Source organism: Maribellus sp. YY47 (assembly GCF_023111095.1).
In the GTDB taxonomy this organism is placed as follows: Bacteria; Bacteroidota; Bacteroidia; order Bacteroidales; family Prolixibacteraceae; genus Draconibacterium.
Genome location: NZ_JALGYW010000006.1, coordinates 88,387 through 107,241, shown reverse-complemented (window position 1 = coordinate 107,241; position 18,855 = coordinate 88,387). Strand labels below are relative to the sequence as shown.

At 39.5% G+C, this 18,855-nt stretch carries 18 protein-coding genes; 7 read left to right on the top strand and 11 right to left on the bottom strand.

Translation table 11 applies throughout. The features are described 5' to 3' along the window. Nucleotides 1–15: 15 nt before the first annotated feature. From MR764_RS06490 to MR764_RS06475, 4 genes are all read right to left on the bottom strand, one after another. Nucleotides 16–1,326, bottom strand: coding sequence for a nucleotide sugar dehydrogenase (locus tag MR764_RS06490; protein ID WP_247978594.1), 1,311 nt, complete (start codon nucleotides 1,324–1,326; stop codon nucleotides 16–18). After that, nucleotides 1,316–1,891, bottom strand: coding sequence for an acyltransferase (locus MR764_RS06485; RefSeq protein WP_247978593.1), 576 nt, complete (start codon nucleotides 1,889–1,891; stop codon nucleotides 1,316–1,318). Before MR764_RS06485 ends, MR764_RS06490 begins: the two co-directional genes overlap by 11 nt. Nucleotides 1,892–1,978: 87 nt before the next feature. Further along, nucleotides 1,979–2,344 carry a GxxExxY protein gene (locus MR764_RS06480; protein WP_247978592.1) on the bottom strand — a complete coding sequence of 122 codons (366 nt, stop codon included), beginning with the start codon at nucleotides 2,342–2,344 and terminating at the stop codon, nucleotides 1,979–1,981. Nucleotides 2,345–2,468: 124 nt separating this feature from the next. Further along, a complete protein-coding gene (locus MR764_RS06475; RefSeq protein ID WP_247978591.1) occupies nucleotides 2,469–3,602 on the bottom strand; it encodes a DegT/DnrJ/EryC1/StrS family aminotransferase in 1,134 nt (377 codons plus the stop codon). Between the two features lie 222 nt (nucleotides 3,603–3,824). On the opposite strand from MR764_RS06475, the gene MR764_RS06470 reads away from it, so the two are divergent. Both MR764_RS06470 and MR764_RS06465 read left to right on the top strand, forming a co-directional pair. Beyond that, a complete protein-coding gene (locus MR764_RS06470; RefSeq protein ID WP_247978590.1) occupies nucleotides 3,825–4,850 on the top strand; it encodes a glycosyltransferase family 4 protein in 1,026 nt (341 codons plus the stop codon). An 18-nt stretch (nucleotides 4,851–4,868) separates the two neighbouring features. Next, a complete protein-coding gene (locus MR764_RS06465) occupies nucleotides 4,869–5,891 on the top strand; it encodes a glycosyltransferase family 2 protein (protein ID WP_247978589.1) in 1,023 nt (340 codons plus the stop codon). Here the strand turns inward: MR764_RS06465 and MR764_RS06460 are convergent. Genes MR764_RS06460 through MR764_RS06450 form a run of 3 tightly spaced genes read right to left on the bottom strand, consistent with a single transcriptional unit; the run spans nucleotide 5,860 to nucleotide 8,576 of the window. Then, entirely contained in the window at nucleotides 5,860–6,876 is a 1,017-nt protein-coding gene (locus MR764_RS06460; RefSeq protein ID WP_247978588.1) for a glycosyltransferase, read from the bottom strand. The genes MR764_RS06465 and MR764_RS06460 overlap by 32 nt on opposite strands. Before the next feature lie 2 nt (nucleotides 6,877–6,878). Then, nucleotides 6,879–7,967 carry a hypothetical protein gene (locus MR764_RS06455; protein ID WP_247978587.1) on the bottom strand — a complete coding sequence of 363 codons (1,089 nt, stop codon included), beginning with the start codon at nucleotides 7,965–7,967 and terminating at the stop codon, nucleotides 6,879–6,881. Nucleotides 7,968–7,970: 3 nt separating this feature from the next. After that, a complete protein-coding gene (locus MR764_RS06450; protein WP_247978586.1) occupies nucleotides 7,971–8,576 on the bottom strand; it encodes a class I SAM-dependent methyltransferase in 606 nt (201 codons plus the stop codon). Nucleotides 8,577–8,808: 232 nt separating this feature from the next. Here MR764_RS06450 and MR764_RS06445 point away from each other — a divergent pair, with 232 nt between their 5' ends. Continuing rightward, the gene (locus MR764_RS06445; protein WP_282189151.1) at nucleotides 8,809–10,266 is read left to right on the top strand and encodes an oligosaccharide flippase family protein; all 1,458 of its coding nucleotides are present in this window, start codon (nucleotides 8,809–8,811) and stop codon (nucleotides 10,264–10,266) included. Between the two features lie 128 nt (nucleotides 10,267–10,394). Here the strand turns inward: MR764_RS06445 and MR764_RS06440 are convergent, their stop codons facing one another. Both MR764_RS06440 and MR764_RS06435 read right to left on the bottom strand, forming a co-directional pair. After that, nucleotides 10,395–10,595 carry a hypothetical protein gene (locus tag MR764_RS06440; protein ID WP_247978584.1) on the bottom strand — a complete coding sequence of 67 codons (201 nt, stop codon included), beginning with the start codon at nucleotides 10,593–10,595 and terminating at the stop codon, nucleotides 10,395–10,397. A 295-nt stretch (nucleotides 10,596–10,890) separates the two neighbouring features. Beyond that, nucleotides 10,891–11,103, bottom strand: coding sequence for a hypothetical protein (locus MR764_RS06435; RefSeq protein ID WP_247978583.1), 213 nt, complete (start codon nucleotides 11,101–11,103; stop codon nucleotides 10,891–10,893). 400 nt (nucleotides 11,104–11,503) lie between these two features. On the opposite strand from MR764_RS06435, the gene MR764_RS06430 reads away from it, so the two are divergent. Genes MR764_RS06430 through MR764_RS06420 form a run of 3 tightly spaced genes read left to right on the top strand, consistent with a single transcriptional unit; the run spans nucleotide 11,504 to nucleotide 15,309 of the window. Next, complete coding sequence (locus MR764_RS06430) at nucleotides 11,504–13,999, top strand: YfhO family protein (RefSeq protein WP_247978582.1); 2,496 nt, start codon at nucleotides 11,504–11,506, stop codon at nucleotides 13,997–13,999. After that, the gene (locus MR764_RS06425; protein WP_247978581.1) at nucleotides 13,992–14,774 is read left to right on the top strand and encodes a class I SAM-dependent methyltransferase; all 783 of its coding nucleotides are present in this window, start codon (nucleotides 13,992–13,994) and stop codon (nucleotides 14,772–14,774) included. The genes MR764_RS06430 and MR764_RS06425 overlap by 8 nt, the downstream gene beginning before the upstream one ends. A 13-nt stretch (nucleotides 14,775–14,787) precedes the next feature. Next, nucleotides 14,788–15,309, top strand: a complete 522-nt coding sequence (locus MR764_RS06420; protein WP_247978580.1) for a DNA-3-methyladenine glycosylase — start codon at nucleotides 14,788–14,790, stop codon at nucleotides 15,307–15,309. A 213-nt stretch (nucleotides 15,310–15,522) separates the two neighbouring features. Here the strand turns inward: MR764_RS06420 and MR764_RS06415 are convergent, their stop codons facing one another. Further along, entirely contained in the window at nucleotides 15,523–16,965 is a 1,443-nt protein-coding gene (locus MR764_RS06415) for an MFS transporter (RefSeq protein WP_247978579.1), read from the bottom strand. Between the two features lie 143 nt (nucleotides 16,966–17,108). Continuing rightward, entirely contained in the window at nucleotides 17,109–17,603 is a 495-nt protein-coding gene (locus MR764_RS06410) for a response regulator (RefSeq protein WP_247978578.1), read from the bottom strand. Between the two features lie 326 nt (nucleotides 17,604–17,929). On the opposite strand from MR764_RS06410, the gene MR764_RS06405 reads away from it, so the two are divergent. Further along, on the top strand, nucleotides 17,930–18,727 hold the full coding sequence (locus MR764_RS06405) for a type III pantothenate kinase (RefSeq protein ID WP_247978577.1): 798 nt from the start codon (nucleotides 17,930–17,932) through the stop codon (nucleotides 18,725–18,727). Nucleotides 18,728–18,855 lie beyond the last annotated feature (128 nt).

Here is an 18,855-nt window from a genome sequence, read left to right as displayed (position 1 = left end):
GGCGAGAGTCAATTATTACAGTTTATATACTTTTTGTGATGCTTCTTTTACCACATTCCGTAAATCTACTATCAACCTGGAATGTTCAATAATAAAGTCAGCATCGAATGCCGAATGGTTGGTCGTGATTACTACGCAGTCGGCATCTGACAATGTCTCTGCATTTAATTCCACAGAGTTTAGCGTATTTTCACCTTCAGTGGTGATTGACGATATAAACGGATCGTGATAACTTACATCCCCTCCTTTTTTAATGACTTCATCAATAATACTTAAAGCAGGAGATTCCCGTTCGTCATCAATATCAGGTTTGTAAGCAACCCCTAAGAAAAAGATCTTACTCCCGTTAATCGATTTCTTCTGCCGGTTAAGCGCCGAAGTGATTTTTAAGGTCATCCGGTGGGCCATCAAAAGGTTAATGTGCCCGGCGGTATGAATCATACTGAGATCAAAGTCAAATTTCTTGGCAATATGTTCCAGGTAAAACGGGTCTAAAGGAATGCAATGCCCTCCAATTCCAGGCCCGGGATAAAAAGCCTGGAAACCAAAAGGTTTGCTTTTCGCTGCATCAATCACTTCCCAAATATTAATGTCCATTTTCCCGCAAAGCAAGGCTAGTTCATTGATGAGGCTAATGTTGATCAGCCGGTAGGTATTCTCGAGAATCTTCACCATCTCTGCTACACGAGGAGAACTAACGGGATAAATGTTATCGATGGCAAACTGATACACGGCTTTTCCTATCTCAAGGCCCTCTTCAGTCAGAGCTCCCAATACCTTGGGTGTATTTTTGGTAACATATTGTTTGTTCCCGGGGTCTACTCTTTCAGGCGAATAAGCCAGCCAAAAATCTTCTCCGTGCTTTAAACCCGATACCTGCTCAATAATCGGAAGCATAAAATCTTCGGTGGTAGTGGGGTAAGTAGTACTTTCCAGGCTAATAAAAGTTCCCGGTTTCATGTTACGGCCAATTTCTTCGCATGCCGACTGAATGTAACTCATATCCGGCTTTTTAAACCGATCGAGCGGAGTGGGTACGCAAATCAACAAAGCATCGCACTCCCTCATTTGCGAGAAATCAGTAGTGGCATGAAAAGTCACATTGTTGACCACCTCGCGCAAAGCAGCGTCACGCACGTCTTTGATGTAGTTCTCCCCATTGTTGATTTTACTGACCTTGCCCTCGTTTTTATCAAAGCCAAGGACATGAAGCCCCGCTTCAGCAAAACCTACTGCCAGTGGTAAACCCACATAGCCCAAACCAATTACGCCAACTACCAGCTCCTTGTTTTCGGACTTTTGCAGAAATGTATCTTTATAATTCATTGTTGATAAGCTCTAAATAATCGCCTGCTAACTTATACTTTTCACCGGTTTCCGGGCAAACCAGGTCGTCTCCAAGAATGGCTCCGCTTCGGCTCACCCAACCTTTCCGACGGGCCGGAATCCCCACCATCAATGCAAAGGGCTTTACATCTTTGGTTACCACAGCCCCTGCTCCCACAAAACAATATTCTCCCAGGGTGACACCACAAACTATGGTGGCATTCGCCCCGATGGAAACACCTTTCTTAACCCATGTGGTTTTAAATTCGTTTTTCCGTTCCACAGCGCTGCGCGGATTGATTACATTGGTAAATACCATCGACGGTCCCAGAAAAATATCGTCTTCGCATATTACGCCTTCATACAGCGAAACATTGTTCTGTACTTTGATATTGTTTCCGAGTTTCACCTTGTTCCCAACAAACACATTTTGCCCCAGAACACAGTTTTCTCCAATCTCCGCCGTTCCCATTACATGCGAGAAGTGCCAGATCTTTGTCCCGGAACCAATCTTTGCTCCTGCATCAACAACGGCTGTTTCGTGTGCGTAATAATCTTTTCCCATATTATTCTCCTCTTTGCGACTTTGCGACTTTGCGAGAAAAATTACCACGCAAAGACGCCAGGACGCTAAGTAATTGCTATAATCTGTTTACAATACGTGTATTCCATCTTTTATTAACGTCTCATTGAAATTAATCAGCAATCCTAATTTTAAACCGGTTATTCTCAGATAGGTTAATAATTGCTTCGGATGCACAGGAGCGATTGCCTCAACCGATTTCAACTCTATAATCACTTTCCCTTCTACAACCAAATCCGCCCGAAATCCAATTTCCATCTTTCGTTCACCCCAAATCACCGGTATCGCCTTTTGTCGCTCAACCGAAAGCCCTCTCACAGTCAACTCATAGAATAAAATTTCTTCATACACCGATTCCAATAAACCGGGACCTAATGACATATGAATATCATAGCAAGTATTGACTACTATTTTCGCTATTTCATTTTCATTCATCGGCTTTAATTTTTTTCTCGCCAAGACGCGAGGACGCTAAGTTTTCTCTCATTAGTTTTTGTATTAAAGTATGTAATCTCGCGCCTCTGCAACTTTGCAGGAAAATTTTCTTTCCATTTGCGTCTTAGCGCCTTTGCGAGAGATTAAAGAATTCTTTAATACTTTCTACAATATATTCCAACTGCTCCTCATCCAGCTCAGTGTGCATGGGCAGCGACAAAACCGATTTTACCAGCTTTTCGCTTACCGGGAAATCACCTTTCTTATACCCCAGAAACTGGTAGGCTTCCTGTAAATGCAACACTTCCGGGTAATACACCATGCTCGGAATCCCCTTTGTTTTCAGAAACTCCTGGAGTTCGTCTCTTCTCTCCACCTTCAGTGTATACTGATGAAAAGTATGTGTGCTGTAATCCACCCGTTCCGGAATTTCCAGTCCATCGATACCGGCCAAATGCTGATCGTAATAGGCTGCTGCTTTTTGCCGGGCCGCAATGTGTTGGTCAAAGTATTTCAGTTTTACCTCCAAAATGGCGGCTTGCATACTGTCGAGACGCGAATTTACCCCAATGCGTTCGTACTGGTATTTGGCTTTCATTCCGTGGTTGGCAATCGAACGAATCACCGCAGCCAGCTCATCATCTTTGGTAAAGATAGCACCCCCGTCGCCAAAAGCGCCCAGGTTTTTCGACGGGAAAAACGAATTGCATCCGATGTTCCCGATCGTCCCCGCCTTTTGCGTTGTACCATTTTTAAAAATGTAATCCGTTCCCAAAGCCTGGCAGGCATCTTCCACAACGTACAAATTATATTTTTCAGCCAGTGCTCTGATTTCTTCCAGGTTCGCACACTGCCCAAAAAGATCTACAGGTAAAATTACTTTTGTTTTCGGCGTGATTAGCTCTTCAATTTGCGAAACATCGATCGTAAAGGTATCCCGATCCACATCCACAAAAACAGGTTTGAGTCCCATCAACACGGCCGTTTCCACTGTTGCCACAAAAGTAAAAGGAGTGGTTATTACTTCATCTCCCGGCTCGAGCCCCAACGCCATAAAGGCAATCTGGAGGGCATCGGTACCGTTACCGCAGCTTATCACATGTGCATCAAGGTATTCGCTCAGTTTTTGCTCAAAATCAAGTACCTTACCGCTTTTAATAAAATGAGTAGACTGGATGACGCCCTGAATAGCCCCATCAATCTCTTCTTTCATGGTAAGGTACTGACCGTAAAGGTCGCACATATGAATGGTTTGCATGTTGTAATTTCTGTTATACAGTCAAAAGTAATATTATTAACTCAATGAAGAGAACTGTAAAATTGGATTATTAAGCAACGGAGGACTTAAAAAATACGAGAGGACTGAACACGAGCATGTTTCAATGAAGTTTAATAAAATTCAATTACGCATTTTAAGTTTGCTTATACTTCTTTTGTTTACTTTGTACAACATCAGAAGCTGGATAAATTAACTGGAAACATGAACAAAGAAAGAAAAAAGAATATCCTGCTGGTTTATAATAACTTTTCCACATTCGTAAAAACAGATTTCGATATCTTATCTGCCAAGTTCGAGGTTGAGAAGTACCAATACAAGCCAGTGAAGGGACTCTATAAAAACGCTTTGGAGTTTATCAAACAGATGTTTTACCTAACGGTTAATATCAGAAAATTCGATGCAGTTTATATCTGGTTCGGCGATTACCACTCTTTTCTTCCGGTTTTATTTGCCAAAGTTTTCAGGAAAAAATCATTTCTTGTCATTGGGGGATATGATGTTGCCAGAATCAAACATCTTAAATACGGCGTTTTTACATCTAAACTCAGAGGATTTTTTGCCTTGTATTCCATGAATAATTGTACTGTGAACCTCACGGTTTCAAAATATGTTGAACGAAAAGTAAACTGGATTGCTAAAAAAGCAAATACGGAGTTAATTTACAATTGTGTTACACTTAATAAAGATATTGCAAAAGACGGTATTGAAAAAGAAGACTTAACTGTAACTGTTGGCATTATTGAAAAAGAACAGACATTTTACATAAAGGGAATTGATACCTTTATTGAAGTCGCCCGGCTGCTTCCGGAATATAAGTTTCTTATTGTCGGCTTAAACTGGGAAAAACTGGCTCATTTATTAAAAGATCTACCTGCCAATATAACCATTAAAGGTAAGGTTCCCCATGAAGAACTCATCGCTTACTACCAAAGAGCAAAAATATACTGTCAGTTGTCGCGCTCCGAATCTTTTGGCGTGGCCCTGGCAGAAGCGATGTATTTCGGATGCAGTCCAATTGTGACAAATGTTGGAGGATTACCGGAAGTCGTCAATGTATATGGATTTAAAACCAAAAGAAATATTTCTTCGATCGCAAATACAATTGACAGAACGATTACGAATCATGACAGCAAAATTGAATCTATTGCCACATTTATTCAAACAACTTATTCGATTGAGAGAAGAAATCTTCTATTAACAGATATAATTTCTAGAACCTTAAGATAATTTGGAATTATCACCCTAATGAATAAAATAAAAGTATCCATAGTTATTCCTGTATACAATACCGAACAGTATTTGGAAAAATGTTTAGATTCAGTTATTGGACAGACTTTAAAAGAAATTGAAATAATAGTTGTAAATGATCAATCGCCCGACGATTCTCAATCAATAATTAACAAATTTATCAGGAAAGATTGCAGAATTACAGCTATCACAAATGAAACCAATATGGGGCTGGGTGCTTCCAGGAACAAGGCTATAAAATATTGTAAAGGGGAATACATTTTATTTCTGGATAGTGATGACTGGATTCATTCCAAAACCTGTGAATATTTCTTTCAGATTGCAGAAGAATACAACACGGATATTATTGAAGGACTATTGAATCCCGTGACGTCTAGAAAACTTATTGACTTTGACACCAACTTCGACGATCTTACTAAAAACCTAGACATTTCAATTGGTTCTACTTATTTGAACTTACAACGATTTATTCCTTCTGTTTGTAATAAGTTCTGGAAAAAGAATTTTATTCAAAAAAACGACTTAAGAAATAAGGAAGATCGTTTTTTTGAAGATATTTACATGTCACTTCCGGCCTCGTTGAAAGCAAAAAAAATATGTAAGATTAATTTCCCTTTTTACTTTCAATATATTAATCCACTTTCCATTACTCGTCAAAAGAAGACACTAAAACATATTGAAGACAGGAATTATCTGCTTCAATTCTTGTCAAATGAGCTGACAAAAGCCACTTCCCCTGAATCTAAAAATGTAATTCGGAGAATTATTGCAGAAAGAATTGAAGCTGCTGTGTCCGATCTCCTTTTGGCAAATGAGGGAAAAGATTCGTTTAAAGAACTTACTGCCGTGGCGTTAAATTTATGGCCTCAAGTAAAACACGACTTTATATCACTTGACATACCATTTGTTAGAAAATGGGGTATATATTTTATTTTGAATTTAAACCTCATTGGATTAGCAAAACAAATGCTGCTATTTTACTTATTCTTCAAACGACAAATAAAAAAAATTGGAGTTTAATGCCCAATTTCAACAATGCTCTGATATAAAAAGCGATTCTTTTACTTACCGGAAATAAAGAATCTATCCTAAGTTTTCTGTAGAGGACTATTCCTTTTACACCAAGTTCATAAACTGGAAGTTGTCTTAGCTTCCAATAGGGAATCAGATTCATTCGATTATTGGCCTCTTTTACTTTCCTTAATGTTACTCCAAGCCTAACTAAGGAAAAAGCTGACATCGGAATATCATTGATATATTCGTTGTATACTTTAATGCTTGAAAGATTATTGATTCCCAGACGCCGAAGAAATCTACCCCTTACCTTATCTGCAAATTGAGTTTGTCTTTGCTTATATTCACGAGAAGCACTCTCCGAATGAATTCTGTAATATATCAACTTTGCTGGATGATTTGCTGAATTCGCCCGATTATCAAAAATTAATCTTTCCCAAAGTTCATAATCCTGTGCATTTCTAAAACTGGTATCATATAACGGAAGTAAGTTCTTTACAAAAGAAGATCGAAATATAACGGTTGGATGAATAAACGGAGGATTCCAGGGCAACTTTGCCTTTATATCATCTTCCTTTAAAGGGATCTTAAATATTTTATTGCTTTTATTATTCCCCAAAAGATAATATGCCTGACTTCCTGAAAAATCCAATTCAGGATTCTTTTGCATAAAATTAACCTGTGTCAAAAGTCTTTCAGGAACAGCAATATCGTCAGAATCCATTCTGGCAATGTATTCGCCTATTGAATATTCAATTGCCCGATTAAGAGAATAAGCAAGTCCCTGGTTCTTCTCGTTTCTGTATAACTTTACCCGGCTGCCATTGTACGATGAAAGGATATCCCATGACTTGTCTGTAGAGCAGTCATCAATAACTATTAACTCAAAATTCGTGTAGGTTTGACTGAGAATCGAATCAATGGCTTGTCTTAAATAGACTTCCCCATTAAAGACCGACATTATAACTGATACCAATGGTTGAGTTGCCATATTTACTTATTAATATAGCCCCACGCAGGCAAATTATATGAATAAAAGTCTTTTCTATTCTCCAATATAAGATCAATCACTTTTAAACTGAGTGCGCGAAACCAGGTCGCCCATAAATCAGGTTGAAATGATAAGGTCTTCATCCTATCCCATCCACTATAAGAATATTCCCTTTTTAAGATGTGGGAAAAAACCGTCTTTCTCAAGAATGAGTCAGTTATCCGATACGAAAAACCCCCATCCGGGTTTTGACTTTTACCAATGGTACTACGCATTTTTCCCAATATGTCAAATATTTCCTGTTTCCGATAGTCAGTCTGTTTTAAACAACGCAAATAAATATCAATAGCATCATAATCTTCGCAGGCCCCACCATATTTACTTTTTAACAATCCCTTTTCGTTGTGCAACAACAAGGTATTATCTATTATCTTATTTACATATTGAATTTCCGCCCCTAAATAATCATAGAAAAAATAGATATGTGCTGCCCCAAAACAACCATCGTACAAGTCATTATTATTGAGATTTGTTCCCCAAAAACCAGTGTTCTTATCCTGATTCTTATTCAGTAGGTTTATAAATTCGGGAATTAGAGAACCCGCTCTGGCAGACAAATCACCTTCCCCATATTTCTCCTGGTAAAACAAAAAATAGAGAATAAACATGATCTTATTACTTTCGTACCAAAACTGGGATAAATCCAGCGAATAAAACCAGTCCTCCAGCTTTGTTTCGTCATTAAGAAAATTCGTTACATAGTCAATACCACTTAGCCTAACTCCCAGAGTATCTGCTGCGATTAAACTAAAATAGCTTAGTTGCATCTCAACATAGTCAGCTTTGTGGCCCCCGGTTAACTGTGAACTATCAAAGCCCGTTAGTATAACTTGACCTTTTCCATTATCCAGTCTGTTACTATAATAATCCTTTAATTCGCTTGCGTCAGTACCTGCTTGGCCTGTCAACAAATAATCAACCATTACGCCAAAGCTTGTTGAAAGCAACGTTGCATTGGAGTATTTGGAAAAAAGGTACCCTTCATCCTCTATTTTCAGGGTATGCAAATAATCCAAAACTTTACCATCCATCACTTAATTTTTTTGAGCAACGAAAATCGACATTATAAGCTGATCTACTTTTCTTTGATTTTCTTTAAGAACTATAAATCCACAATTATTCAATTTTTCCCTTACTTCCTCTGGGCGATATTCTTTGATATGATAAGGATTACCACTATGGGTCCCTACAATGGGATATGGTGAAGATAAGACTAAGGTTCCCTTGCTCTTTAAAACTCTGCTTGCTTCTATTAAAAATCTATCACCAATTTCTTCACTGACATGCTCAAAGCCTTCTAGACAAACAATCGTGTCAAAACTTTCCTCAGGATAGCCAATAGCATTCATACTACCCACTTCGAATTTTGCAAAATTACCATATAATAATTTGGCTTCTGAGATCGCTTCTTCAGAGATATCTATTCCAGTTACATGATTTGCATTTTTAAGCAGCGATGTTCCCCACCCCATCCCGCAAGGTATATCTAAAACATTCTTTGATTTACAATACTTATTTGCTAATTCATAACGCCAATGAAGTGCTTTCCAATAAGGGTTAGCTTTTAAAAACGGAATTAATCCAAATATTTTAATTTTCTTAAATCTGGTAAATTCTTTTGGATGCGCTCTTTCCGCCATAATTATACTAAATTACTATTAACTAAATTCTTGATTGTGCCGCAAGGTAATATTTTATAGTGTGACTATTCATACCGATGAATTTAAACTTAACCCAAATTCTTCTATTAAGTAATAAAATGATTTTCATTATTTATCTTTTACATTTTAAAGAAGGAATTTATGCATCAACACAAAAATCATCTATAATATTGCAGTCGAAAAACCGGAATTGACATTTTATATTTTCAACATGAGGTTAACTACAATTTTAAAACGTTTCAACTCCATAAATTTCATAAAACATTCAAAATTTTATTTTGTTGGCAACCTGTTTTCAAAAGGGATAAACATACTTTTGATGCCCATATTTACACGAATTTTATCGACATCCGATTATGGAATTATCGCCATTTACCAAACATTCGTTAATATATTCATTATTGTTGCCACTATTAGTCTCGAACAATCAGTAAGGCATATCTATTTGCGGGAAAAACACATATTTAAAGAGTTTACTGGAAGTGTACTAAATTTCTTACTCCTCTTCAATATCCTTTTCATTGGCATATTATGGATGATTCAAAAAGATGTAGTCAATATTTTTGAACTTCAAAAAGGACTGTTTCTCTATGCTTTATTAAACATTTTATTTGGCGGAGCAAATGCAATCTACAATATGTATCTAATGGCATCACAGCAAAGCAAGAAGTTTATGCTTATTCAGGTCATATCCGCTCTTTTTATACCATTAATTGCGATACCGCTCATACTGAAAGCGAATAAAGAATTATACTTATGGAGAATTATTCCTCAAGTATTAATAACTGGTGTTTTGGCAATTTATTCCAGCTATTCGTTGATAAAAATATCAAAATTCACACTGAAGATCAACCATGTAAAAAGAGCATTAAAATTTAGTCTTCCATTGTTACCTCATTTCCTGGCAACTTTTATCCTTGTTCAGTTTGACAGAATTGCCATCAATAAGATTATAGATTCTTCGGCGACAGGAATCTATTCGTTTGGTTATTCTCTTGGCTCAATCTTAAATGCTGTGTTTGCCTCAACAAATGCGGCATGGCTGCCAATTTTTTATAAAAATCTAAAAAACAAAGAATACGACTTTGTAAAGATGAAGATGATCTCATATGTTAAACTCATTCTTTTTATCTCAGCTTTAATGATTATTTTTTCAAAGGAAGCGATCTGGATTCTGGCTGATGAGAAATTTTATTCAGCAATTAATCTAGTTCCCTCTATCGTTTTAGGAATCAGCTTTACATTTCTCTTTACCATCTATGTCAGTTATCTGTATTACATAGAAAAAACAAAGCTTATTCCGATTCTTACTATAGCTGCAGGAGTTTTAAACATTGTACTCAATATTTTATTCATTCCAGTTTATGGAATCATTGCAGCAGCTGTAACTACCCTGGTCTCATACATCCTGTTATTTGTACTAACTTATCTATCTGTAAAAAAATCGACGGAAACAATAAAAGAAGGATTTCTTGGCTTCAATCTCATATTAAAGTATTTGATTGTGTTAACAATTGTTGGAATTTTGTTTCACGTATTAAATGTTGCTGAAATTAACTATCTAATATTACTCGCAGTGAAGGTGGTTGTGCTTCCTTTAGTTATGCTTCTATTCTTCAAAAGATCAGACATCGATTTTATTAAACAATTGATAACTAAAAAACAATAATAACAGACTAAGAAAACCGGTTTCTCCTCTGCCTCTGGTTTTCGGACTTGCGCCAGATGGGCCTGATGAAAAATCATTTTCATTTTTTGACTGCAATTAGGCCAGAAGAGCAAATTAATCGGGAACGACTACACCTCCGGGATTTTCGAAGCCTCGAAGTTTTGGAAAAGATCAACCAGGAATTTTTCAATCGATTCAAAGGCGACGAAGCCAACTAAGGCCTTTTTATCCGAACGTGCAAAACCCTCGTCCTCCCGTCCCTGTAGCCTTTTTTGCCTCCCATTTGCACTTTTACGGGTTCCAGTTGCTTTTTTACTTCCTTTTAGCATTTTTTCGATTTCCTGTCGCTTTTTTCGGCGCCCTGTTATCTTTTTCCACAGCCTGTTGTAATTTTTTTGAAGCTTAGTTTCTTTTTTTGGCTCCCGGTTTAACAGGAAGCGCCGAAAATTAAACTGGAAACGGATATTTGCAACAGGGAGGGCCTGCAACCAACAGGGCGCCCCAAACTGTAACAGAACACCGCTATTCAGTCACTTCACTACTATTTTCACTTTTCTTCCGGTTTTGCTTTCTCCAGTAGTCGCTTACATAGCCTTTAAACCGTCGGGTGTCGTTACGGAACACTTATTTACCGGCTTCGCGAATTTCATCAACCAGCCCTTTCATCAACATATAAGCTTTGTCGCGGATCAGTTTCGAGTGGTTGGGATCGGCTTTGTCGCCGTTGGCTTCAGCCAGCAAGTCGGCCAGTTCGTCAGAACGGGTGGCTGCAAGGTCGAGCTGATCGAGATCAAAACCAATGGCAGTGAGCGGATCAGGATAAGCACGCCCCAGCACAGCAATGTTGTTCAGTCGATTGTATCGACCATAAGACAGCTGCAGATTGATGTTGGCGTGATTGTCGTTACAAACGACCCGTTATTTGCCCCTCATTGCAAACGAGGGGCAAGCCAGATTGCTTCTCCCGAGTGCTCGGGATCGCAATGACTCACTTTCCTTTAGCAAACCAGGCAGCGGACGATGATTTACATCTTCAGAAAATGTTTGTTTTTGTCCGCTGCCTTTTACAACCGCAACCTTCGTCATGGCAAGGAGATCGAGACTACGAAGCCAACTGATTTTTTGCTTCAGACAGCCAACAGCAAACCCATATCATTTTAATACTCGTCATATGTAAAAAGTATTGTCATGCCCGTTTCAATGGCTATATTTGCCTTACAATCAAATACCCGTCCCAATGAAGAAAAAAATTGTTCGTTACATTCTTCCTGTTTTATTGTTACTGGCCACCTCTTCCATCTACTTTTTACCCGTTTTCGAAGGAAAAGTGGTGCAACAATCAGACATTGTACATTTCCAGGGCATGTCAAAATCCATCAGCGATTTCAGAAATGAAACAGGCGAAGAACCATTGTGGAGCAATTCCATGTTTAGCGGGATGCCGGCGTATTTAATATCCACCCTTTTTAAAGGAAACATTTCCGAATCAATCAGCGATTTTATCCTGAAAATTCCCAGGCCACTGAGCTATCACCTGCTTCTTTTGAGTTTATTTTATCTCGCATGTATTTTGTTGGGTGTTAATCCGTGGCTCAGTTTAGCCGGTTCGCTGGCGTATGGCTTTACGTCTTTCTTTTTTGTGGTATTCGAAGCCGGACATAACACCAAAAGTCTTACCATCACATTTATTTCCTTACTGGTAGCCGGAGTAATAATGGCTTATCGGAAAAAACACATGGCGGGCGCATTAATTTCGGCATTGGCACTTTCCTGGATGATTGCTGCCAACCACCTTCAAATGACCTACTACGCAGGGATACTCATCGTCATTATTGCCATTGTTTATTTCATTTATGCGGTTCGCGAAAAAACAATCGTTCCCTTTCTGAAAAGTTCAGGGGTGCTGGCTGCAGGAGCAGTGCTTGCCCTGGGAATGAATATTTCAACACTATGGCCCATCTACGAATACAGCAAAGATACCATCCGCGGAAAATCGGAACTGACCAGCGATCTCCATAAAAAATCGGATGGACTGGACCGGGATTACATTCTTGATTACAGCTACGACGTGGGTGAAGCGCTGACGGCTTTCATTCCCCGGCTAAAGGGAGGAAGCATGATGGAACCGCTGGGTGAAAAATCGAATGTTTACGAATTACTGGCTCGCGGTCAAAACAAGCAAAATGCCTTACAGATTGCCAATAGCCTGCCGCTGTATTGGGGAAGTCAACCCATTGCGGGCGGACCGTTTTATTTTGGAGCCATATTGTGTTTTTTGTTTGTGTTTGGTTTGTTTATCGTGAGAGGAAAAGACAAATGGTGGATTGTCGCCGCCGTGGTTGTCTCTTTCGCCCTTTCATTAGGGAAATATTTCCCCTCGCTTTCGAACCTGATGATCGATTACTTCCCGCTATACAATAAATTCAGGGATGTAAAAAACATTATCGTTATACAGCAATTGGCCATGGCATTTATGGGTATACTTGCTGTACACAGTGTATACAAACGGGAAATCAGCGATAAACAATTTAACAAGGCCTTGCTGTACTCTTTTTCCATTGCGGGCGGTCTGGCACTTATTTTAGCCCTTATGCCGGGAATTGCGGGGAATTTTGCAGCAGCTTCTGATGCCCGCCTGGCACAGGCCGGTTGGCCCGAACAGCTGATCGATGCTTTACATGCCGATCGTAAAATGGTGGCACAAACCGACGCTTTCCGCACTTTTATTTTTGTGGCATTAGCTGCCGGGGTACTCTGGGCGTTCTGGAAAAAGAAACTAAAGGCCGAATATGCACTCATATTGTGGATTGTTCTAATATTGGCCGACATGTGGCCTACCAACAAACGTTATCTGAACAACGACAGTTTTGTAAGTCCTCGTAAAATGGCAAATCCATATACCATGTCGAAAGCCGACGAAGCCATTCTTCAGGACAAAACACTGTCGTACCGGGTATTAAACTTAACCGTCAATCCTTTTACCGATGCCTCTACTTCGTACTTTCATAAATCAATTGGTGGCTATCATGCAGCCAAACTGAAACGCTACCAGGAGTTGATCGACTTTCAGATTAGTCCGGAGATCCAAAAAATCGCCGGCGCTTTTAATAAAGGACTGAATCCGGATCAGATAGGCACCCTTTTCAACGATGCCCCCGTATTAAAAATGCTGGACACCAAATACCTGATCATCAATCCGAACGGAGCTCCTGTTCGCGATCCGGCACCGCTTGGAAACGCCTGGTTTGTCGGAAACTATGACATTGTGGAAAATGCCGATGCCGAGATTGATGCGTTAACCGGGTTCAATCCTGCAAACGAAGCAATTATCGATAAGCGTTTTGAACAGTACGTTTCGGGCAAAACTTATCAGAAAAATGGCAGTATTGAACTGGAAGTCAGCGATCCCAATTACCTGAAGTATGCCTTTCATTCAGATTCAGAACAGCTAACCGTATTCTCTGAAATATATTACGACAAAGGCTGGGATGCATATATTGACGGCCAGAAAGCGCCTTATTTCAGGGCAAACTACGTACTGAGAGCCATGTCGGTTCCGGCAGGAAAACACACCATCGAATTTAAATTTGAACCCCGATCGTATTTTGTTGGGAACAAGATATCCTATATCAGCTCGATTATTTTTATCATACTCGCACTGGCTTATCTCGGAATATCTATAAAAAAGAACAAGCTTATTCCAGGCACTAAACACGAAGAAGAACATGCATGACAGACATCGTGACAAGTGGCAATACTTTAACGAACAGGCCTATACCACAAAAAAGTATGTGATTCCCTACATTCAAAAACATCGTAAGATCACACAGGAAACAACTGTACTTGAGATCGGATGTGGAGAAGGTGGAAACCTGTTGCCTTTTATGGAATTGGGCTGTAAGATTACAGGAATCGATTTATCCAAAGGGAAGATTGAAAAGGGTATTGAGTTTTTCTCCGACCATACAAACCGGGAAAATCTTACGCTTATTGCCGACAACATCTACAACCGGGATGATTTGGGAGTCTTTGATGTTATCATCCTTCGTGATGTGATTGAGCACATTCCCGACCAGAACTTTTTTATGGCTTATTTCAAGTGCTTTTTCCACGCTGAAAGTATTGTCTATTTTGGGTTTCCTCCCTGGCAAAATCCCTTTGGCGGGCACCAGCAAATGTGTACAAGTAAAATTTTGTCAAAATCTCCATATTTCCATTTATTGCCTGTTCCGTTATACAGGTTTATACTGAAATTATTTGAACCGAATAAAGAAAAAATTAAAGAGTTCCTGGAAATTAAAGAGACGGGAATTTCCATCGAACGTTTTGAAACTTTCAGCCAAAATAATGGATTTAAAATCTTAAACAGGACGTTGTTTCTCATCAATCCTAATTATGAGATCAAATTCAAACTAAATCCACGCATCCAACTAAAAGCAATTAGTGCTATTCCATATCTCAGAAACTATTTTTCCACTTGTGCTTACTATCTACTAAGAAAAGAATAATTATTTCGTAATTATGTCGATTGGCCAAAGAACTCCTCCCTCCTTTTTCCGGCAAGAAGTAACCGAGGTGGCTCCGCAGTTATTAGGGAAAACACTGGTCCGGAAATTTGACGACGGCTCTATCGGAAAATTTATGATTACCGAAGTAGAAGCTTATCGCGGAACGGAAGATCTGGCCTGCCACGCCAGCAAAGGCAGAACGGCCCGCACCGAAGTGATGTTTCACAACGGAGGGCTTGTGTATGTTTACCTGATCTATGGCATGTACTGGATGCTGAATTTTGTCACCGGAACAGAAAATGAACCGACCGCTGTTCTCATCCGCGGCTTGGAAGGAATTTCCGGCCCGGGGCGGGTCGGACGCACCCTGCAACTCGATAAATCGTTTTACGGGGAAGACCTATCCACTTCGGAGCGAATATGGCTTGAAGAATCCGATATAATTCCGCGGCACATCACAACTCCCCGCATTGGCATAAACTACGCCGGAGAGCCCTGGATCAGCAAGCACTGGCGGTTTGTTGCAGAGAAATAGTCAATGTAGAATCGATGTCGCTTAGTTAACGATAACACCCTTCGACTCCGCTCAGTCTGACAGTCACCCTGAGCGGAGTCGAAGGGTGTATTATTTTCAGTTTGTTTCACTTCTCTCCTAAGTAAACGACATTGAATATAGAATAATCAATATCCAACAAAATGCCCGTTGAATATTCAGCATTGAATATTGGAGATTCCATATCTACCGCATTTATTTCTTCCCAATTATAAATCGATTATACAACCACAGAAATAAAACAGCTGAAACTGCAATTCCCGAGAACACCATCCATATATTCGAAGGATGATAATTCTGCCATAAATAATGTGTTAACTCCGTTTGACTCATGTTCATTTTTTCTGCAGCCTGACTGAAAAAGTCGTTCTTGGTAAACGTGTCGGTATATTCTGCAGGAAACTGAAGCCCGCGTTTTGCCACTTCTGTGTGCAACAGGAAATATTTATCCGCAATCCCTTCATAAAAATCACCGGAAAGCCAACCGGCAAGTTTGTGAGCTGCTGCAATTGGTAAAAAAGAAGTTCCCATATAAAGCGCCTTCTGATCGGCAGGAGCAATCTTGCCCACATACTCGGTAAACTTTGGAGAGCTTCCCATTTCTCCTAAGGCAAAAATCAGTACGCCCAACAAAATCAGCCATCCACTTTGGGTGGAAAACATGATACCCAGACCTCCTGCTAAAACCAGAATCCCTCCCATCATTGCGGCCAGCGGACGAAAGCGCATCACAAAAGCTGAAACCATCAATTGAAAAACAATGATAAAGAATGAATCCATGCTGGTCATCGAAACCGCATTGATGGTACCGTTCTCCCCAATAGTCTCGGCCAGCCAGGGCCAAACATTGTGTAGTCCGTTGTAAACCTGGGTGGTATCGATCCATTGGTCGATAAAAATCCCAAACGAATAATACAACTGGTTAAAAGCAGTCCAGAAAAGAATCATAATGACCAGGAAAAGAACATACTTCCAATTCAATAAGGTCAGGTAGATATTATAAAAGGCTTTGCCAATATTGCTCAGTAACGAAGAGCCATCTTTGTGGCGACCAGGTTCTTTAAACATAAAGAGAGTGAGTAACACATTCACCCCAATCGCTACAATCGACATATAAAAAACATATTCCCAACTTAACTTCAGCAAGGCGCCAGCCAGAAAAGGGCCAATAAATCCGCCAATGTTTACCATCATGTAAAAGATACCGAATCCGATGGAAGCGGTTTCTTCGTTTGTGGTTTTGGCAATCATTGCTGAAATAATTGGTTTAAAGAATGCACCTCCTACGCAAATCCAGATAAAAGCAAAATAAACCAGCTCGTAGGAATGAAAAATATTGATCATGTAATATCCGGAGATGTAGATCGCAAAAGCAAGAAGCAGAATACGTTTGTACCCCAGTTTATCTGCTATTGACCCTGTAATTACCGGCAAAAAATACAACAAGGCCGAGCCTGTTCCCATTATGGCTCCTTTTTGTCCATTGGTAAAGCCAAGTGCACCGGTATCGGTCGATCCCACAAGAAAAATCGGGAAGGCCAAATAAAAACCGTACCACGCCCATCGTTCAAAAAGTTCAATAGTGTTGGAGGTCCAGAAACTGCGGTTGTACTTTTTAATTACAGCAATAAATCCCATGATCGTATTTTTTTTGAAGGCGGGAAGGTAATAAAAATCAATTACTATGAAACCAAACAATACTGCCTGACATAGTGATTTAGGTAAAGACACCTGTCTCTACAACCTAAAAAATGAGTTTTTTGAAGTAAAAGGACTGGATATTAAAATTCAAAATCCAGGAATATTGACATAAAAATGATGACCATAATAAACAGGAAAAGCAACACAAAGAAACCCACTACCCCAATCTTGAATCCTTTCGCCTGCTTCTCATGTCGGGCTATTTGAGAAAGACTTTCTATCGATTTTACCAGTTTTTGAGGCGCTTTATCATTTTTTACAATATAATCAGCAGCTCCAATTTTCATAATCTGAACAGCAATCTCCAGATCATTCTGCCCGCTTAAAAAGATGAAATCAACTTCGGGATGTTCTCTCTTGACTTTCACCATCAGATCCAATCCGGTCATACTAGCGGCAAGGTAGTCAAGAATAATAAGGTCGGGTTTAAGATGCAGGTCTCTTATACATTCCTCCCCCTTTTGATATACCTTAAGATTCGTGTATTTCTTCGACTGTAAATAACCAACAATCAAATCCTTATAGACGACACTGTCTTCAATAATGAAAATCAGTGGATTTTTTGTTTTTTGCATAACCTTACTATTGATTTCTTCGCAACAGGTTTAAAAATAATACTTTTTTCAAACAAAACAATCATGCCAATAACGCACTTTTATTAACGTAATTATTATGTATTTCGTATGTTTGGCACAAGTCCTCAACCCGCAAGATCAACAAGAAACATCGTTTGTAACTGACATTCAGGATCAACACAAAGAAGAGGTGTACTCAAACCAAACCGTAGACTGAGATAAAGCTATCATAATATCTCATTAAATTCTTGCAGAAAATGACAGAAAAAACACAGCAAAAAAAGAGAAACACGTAAGTTTGTTTGTTGTAATAAAGTGCTTTAAGATTGAAAAACATAAATAATTCGAACATGTTACTGGCTATCGACATCGGAAATACAAACATAGTTTTTGGAGTATACGGGAACGAAACCTGGCTCAACCACTGGAGAATACAAACCGATCCGTTAAAAACCGCCGATGAATATGAAGTTATTTTTCGCTCGTTGCTTACCGCCGGTGAGATCGATAAAAACAAAGTACATTCAATTATTCTGAGTAGTGTTGTGCCCTCGCTGGTGCGGCCTTTTGAGCAAATGCTAAATGGTATTTTCGAGTCGGCCCGCATCGAAACGGTCAATCCGTCGATCTACCACAAGCTGCCGATAAAAATTCTCAATCCCTTTGAAATCGGAACCGACCTGGTTTCAAATGCAGTGGCAGCTTACCAGAAATACGGTCCGCTCACAATGGTAATCGATTTTGGAACTGCACTCACCTTTACCACAATTGGGGCCGATAAGACCATTAAAGGGGTAGCCATTGCACCAGGTTTACAAACAGCGGTTAGTGCACTTGCCGGAAAAACAGCACAACTCCCGCAGATTCATCTGACACCGCCACCATCTGTTCTGGGTGAAAATACAATCCATGCGATTCAGTCGGGTGTGGTTTATGGCTTCACCGGACTGGTTGACTCCATTGTAGACAGAACTGAAAAAGAACTTAATGAAAGCTTAACCGTTGTGGCCACAGGTGGACTAAGTTCAGTGATAGCTCCGCTTACATCGCGCATCTCGACCATAGAGCCAATGCTGACACTGGATGGTCTGGTCTTGATTTCAGCACTAACCGGCACCGCTTAAACGCCCAGTTGAACACACCTGTACTCATTGTTTCTTCCATTTTAAAATGCTTTATTTACAGTGTTTAATTCGTTTTGTTCATCGCATGAATGAACAAACAGTAGGTAACTAAATGTTATCTTTGCAAT

Excerpts from the sequence above, each read along its gene's own strand:
- MR764_RS06490 (WP_247978594.1), bottom strand. The coding sequence starts at position 1,326 with ATGAATTATAAAGATACATTTCTGCAAAAGTCCGAAAACAAGGAGCTG.
- MR764_RS06485 (WP_247978593.1), bottom strand. The coding sequence starts at position 1,891 with ATGGGAAAAGATTATTACGCACACGAAACAGCCGTTGTTGATGCAGGA.
- MR764_RS06480 (WP_247978592.1), bottom strand. The coding sequence starts at position 2,344 with ATGAATGAAAATGAAATAGCGAAAATAGTAGTCAATACTTGCTATGAT.
- MR764_RS06475 (WP_247978591.1), bottom strand. The coding sequence starts at position 3,602 with ATGCAAACCATTCATATGTGCGACCTTTACGGTCAGTACCTTACCATG.
- MR764_RS06470 (WP_247978590.1), top strand. The coding sequence starts at position 3,825 with ATGAACAAAGAAAGAAAAAAGAATATCCTGCTGGTTTATAATAACTTT.
- MR764_RS06465 (WP_247978589.1), top strand. The coding sequence starts at position 4,869 with ATGAATAAAATAAAAGTATCCATAGTTATTCCTGTATACAATACCGAA.
- MR764_RS06460 (WP_247978588.1), bottom strand. The coding sequence starts at position 6,876 with ATGGCAACTCAACCATTGGTATCAGTTATAATGTCGGTCTTTAATGGG.
- MR764_RS06455 (WP_247978587.1), bottom strand. The coding sequence starts at position 7,967 with ATGGATGGTAAAGTTTTGGATTATTTGCATACCCTGAAAATAGAGGAT.
- MR764_RS06450 (WP_247978586.1), bottom strand. The coding sequence starts at position 8,576 with ATGGCGGAAAGAGCGCATCCAAAAGAATTTACCAGATTTAAGAAAATT.
- MR764_RS06445 (WP_282189151.1), top strand. The coding sequence starts at position 8,809 with ATGAGGTTAACTACAATTTTAAAACGTTTCAACTCCATAAATTTCATA.
- MR764_RS06440 (WP_247978584.1), bottom strand. The coding sequence starts at position 10,595 with ATGCTAAAAGGAAGTAAAAAAGCAACTGGAACCCGTAAAAGTGCAAAT.
- MR764_RS06430 (WP_247978582.1), top strand. The coding sequence starts at position 11,504 with ATGAAGAAAAAAATTGTTCGTTACATTCTTCCTGTTTTATTGTTACTG.
- MR764_RS06425 (WP_247978581.1), top strand. The coding sequence starts at position 13,992 with ATGCATGACAGACATCGTGACAAGTGGCAATACTTTAACGAACAGGCC.
- MR764_RS06420 (WP_247978580.1), top strand. The coding sequence starts at position 14,788 with ATGTCGATTGGCCAAAGAACTCCTCCCTCCTTTTTCCGGCAAGAAGTA.
- MR764_RS06415 (WP_247978579.1), bottom strand. The coding sequence starts at position 16,965 with ATGGGATTTATTGCTGTAATTAAAAAGTACAACCGCAGTTTCTGGACC.
- MR764_RS06410 (WP_247978578.1), bottom strand. The coding sequence starts at position 17,603 with ATGCAAAAAACAAAAAATCCACTGATTTTCATTATTGAAGACAGTGTC.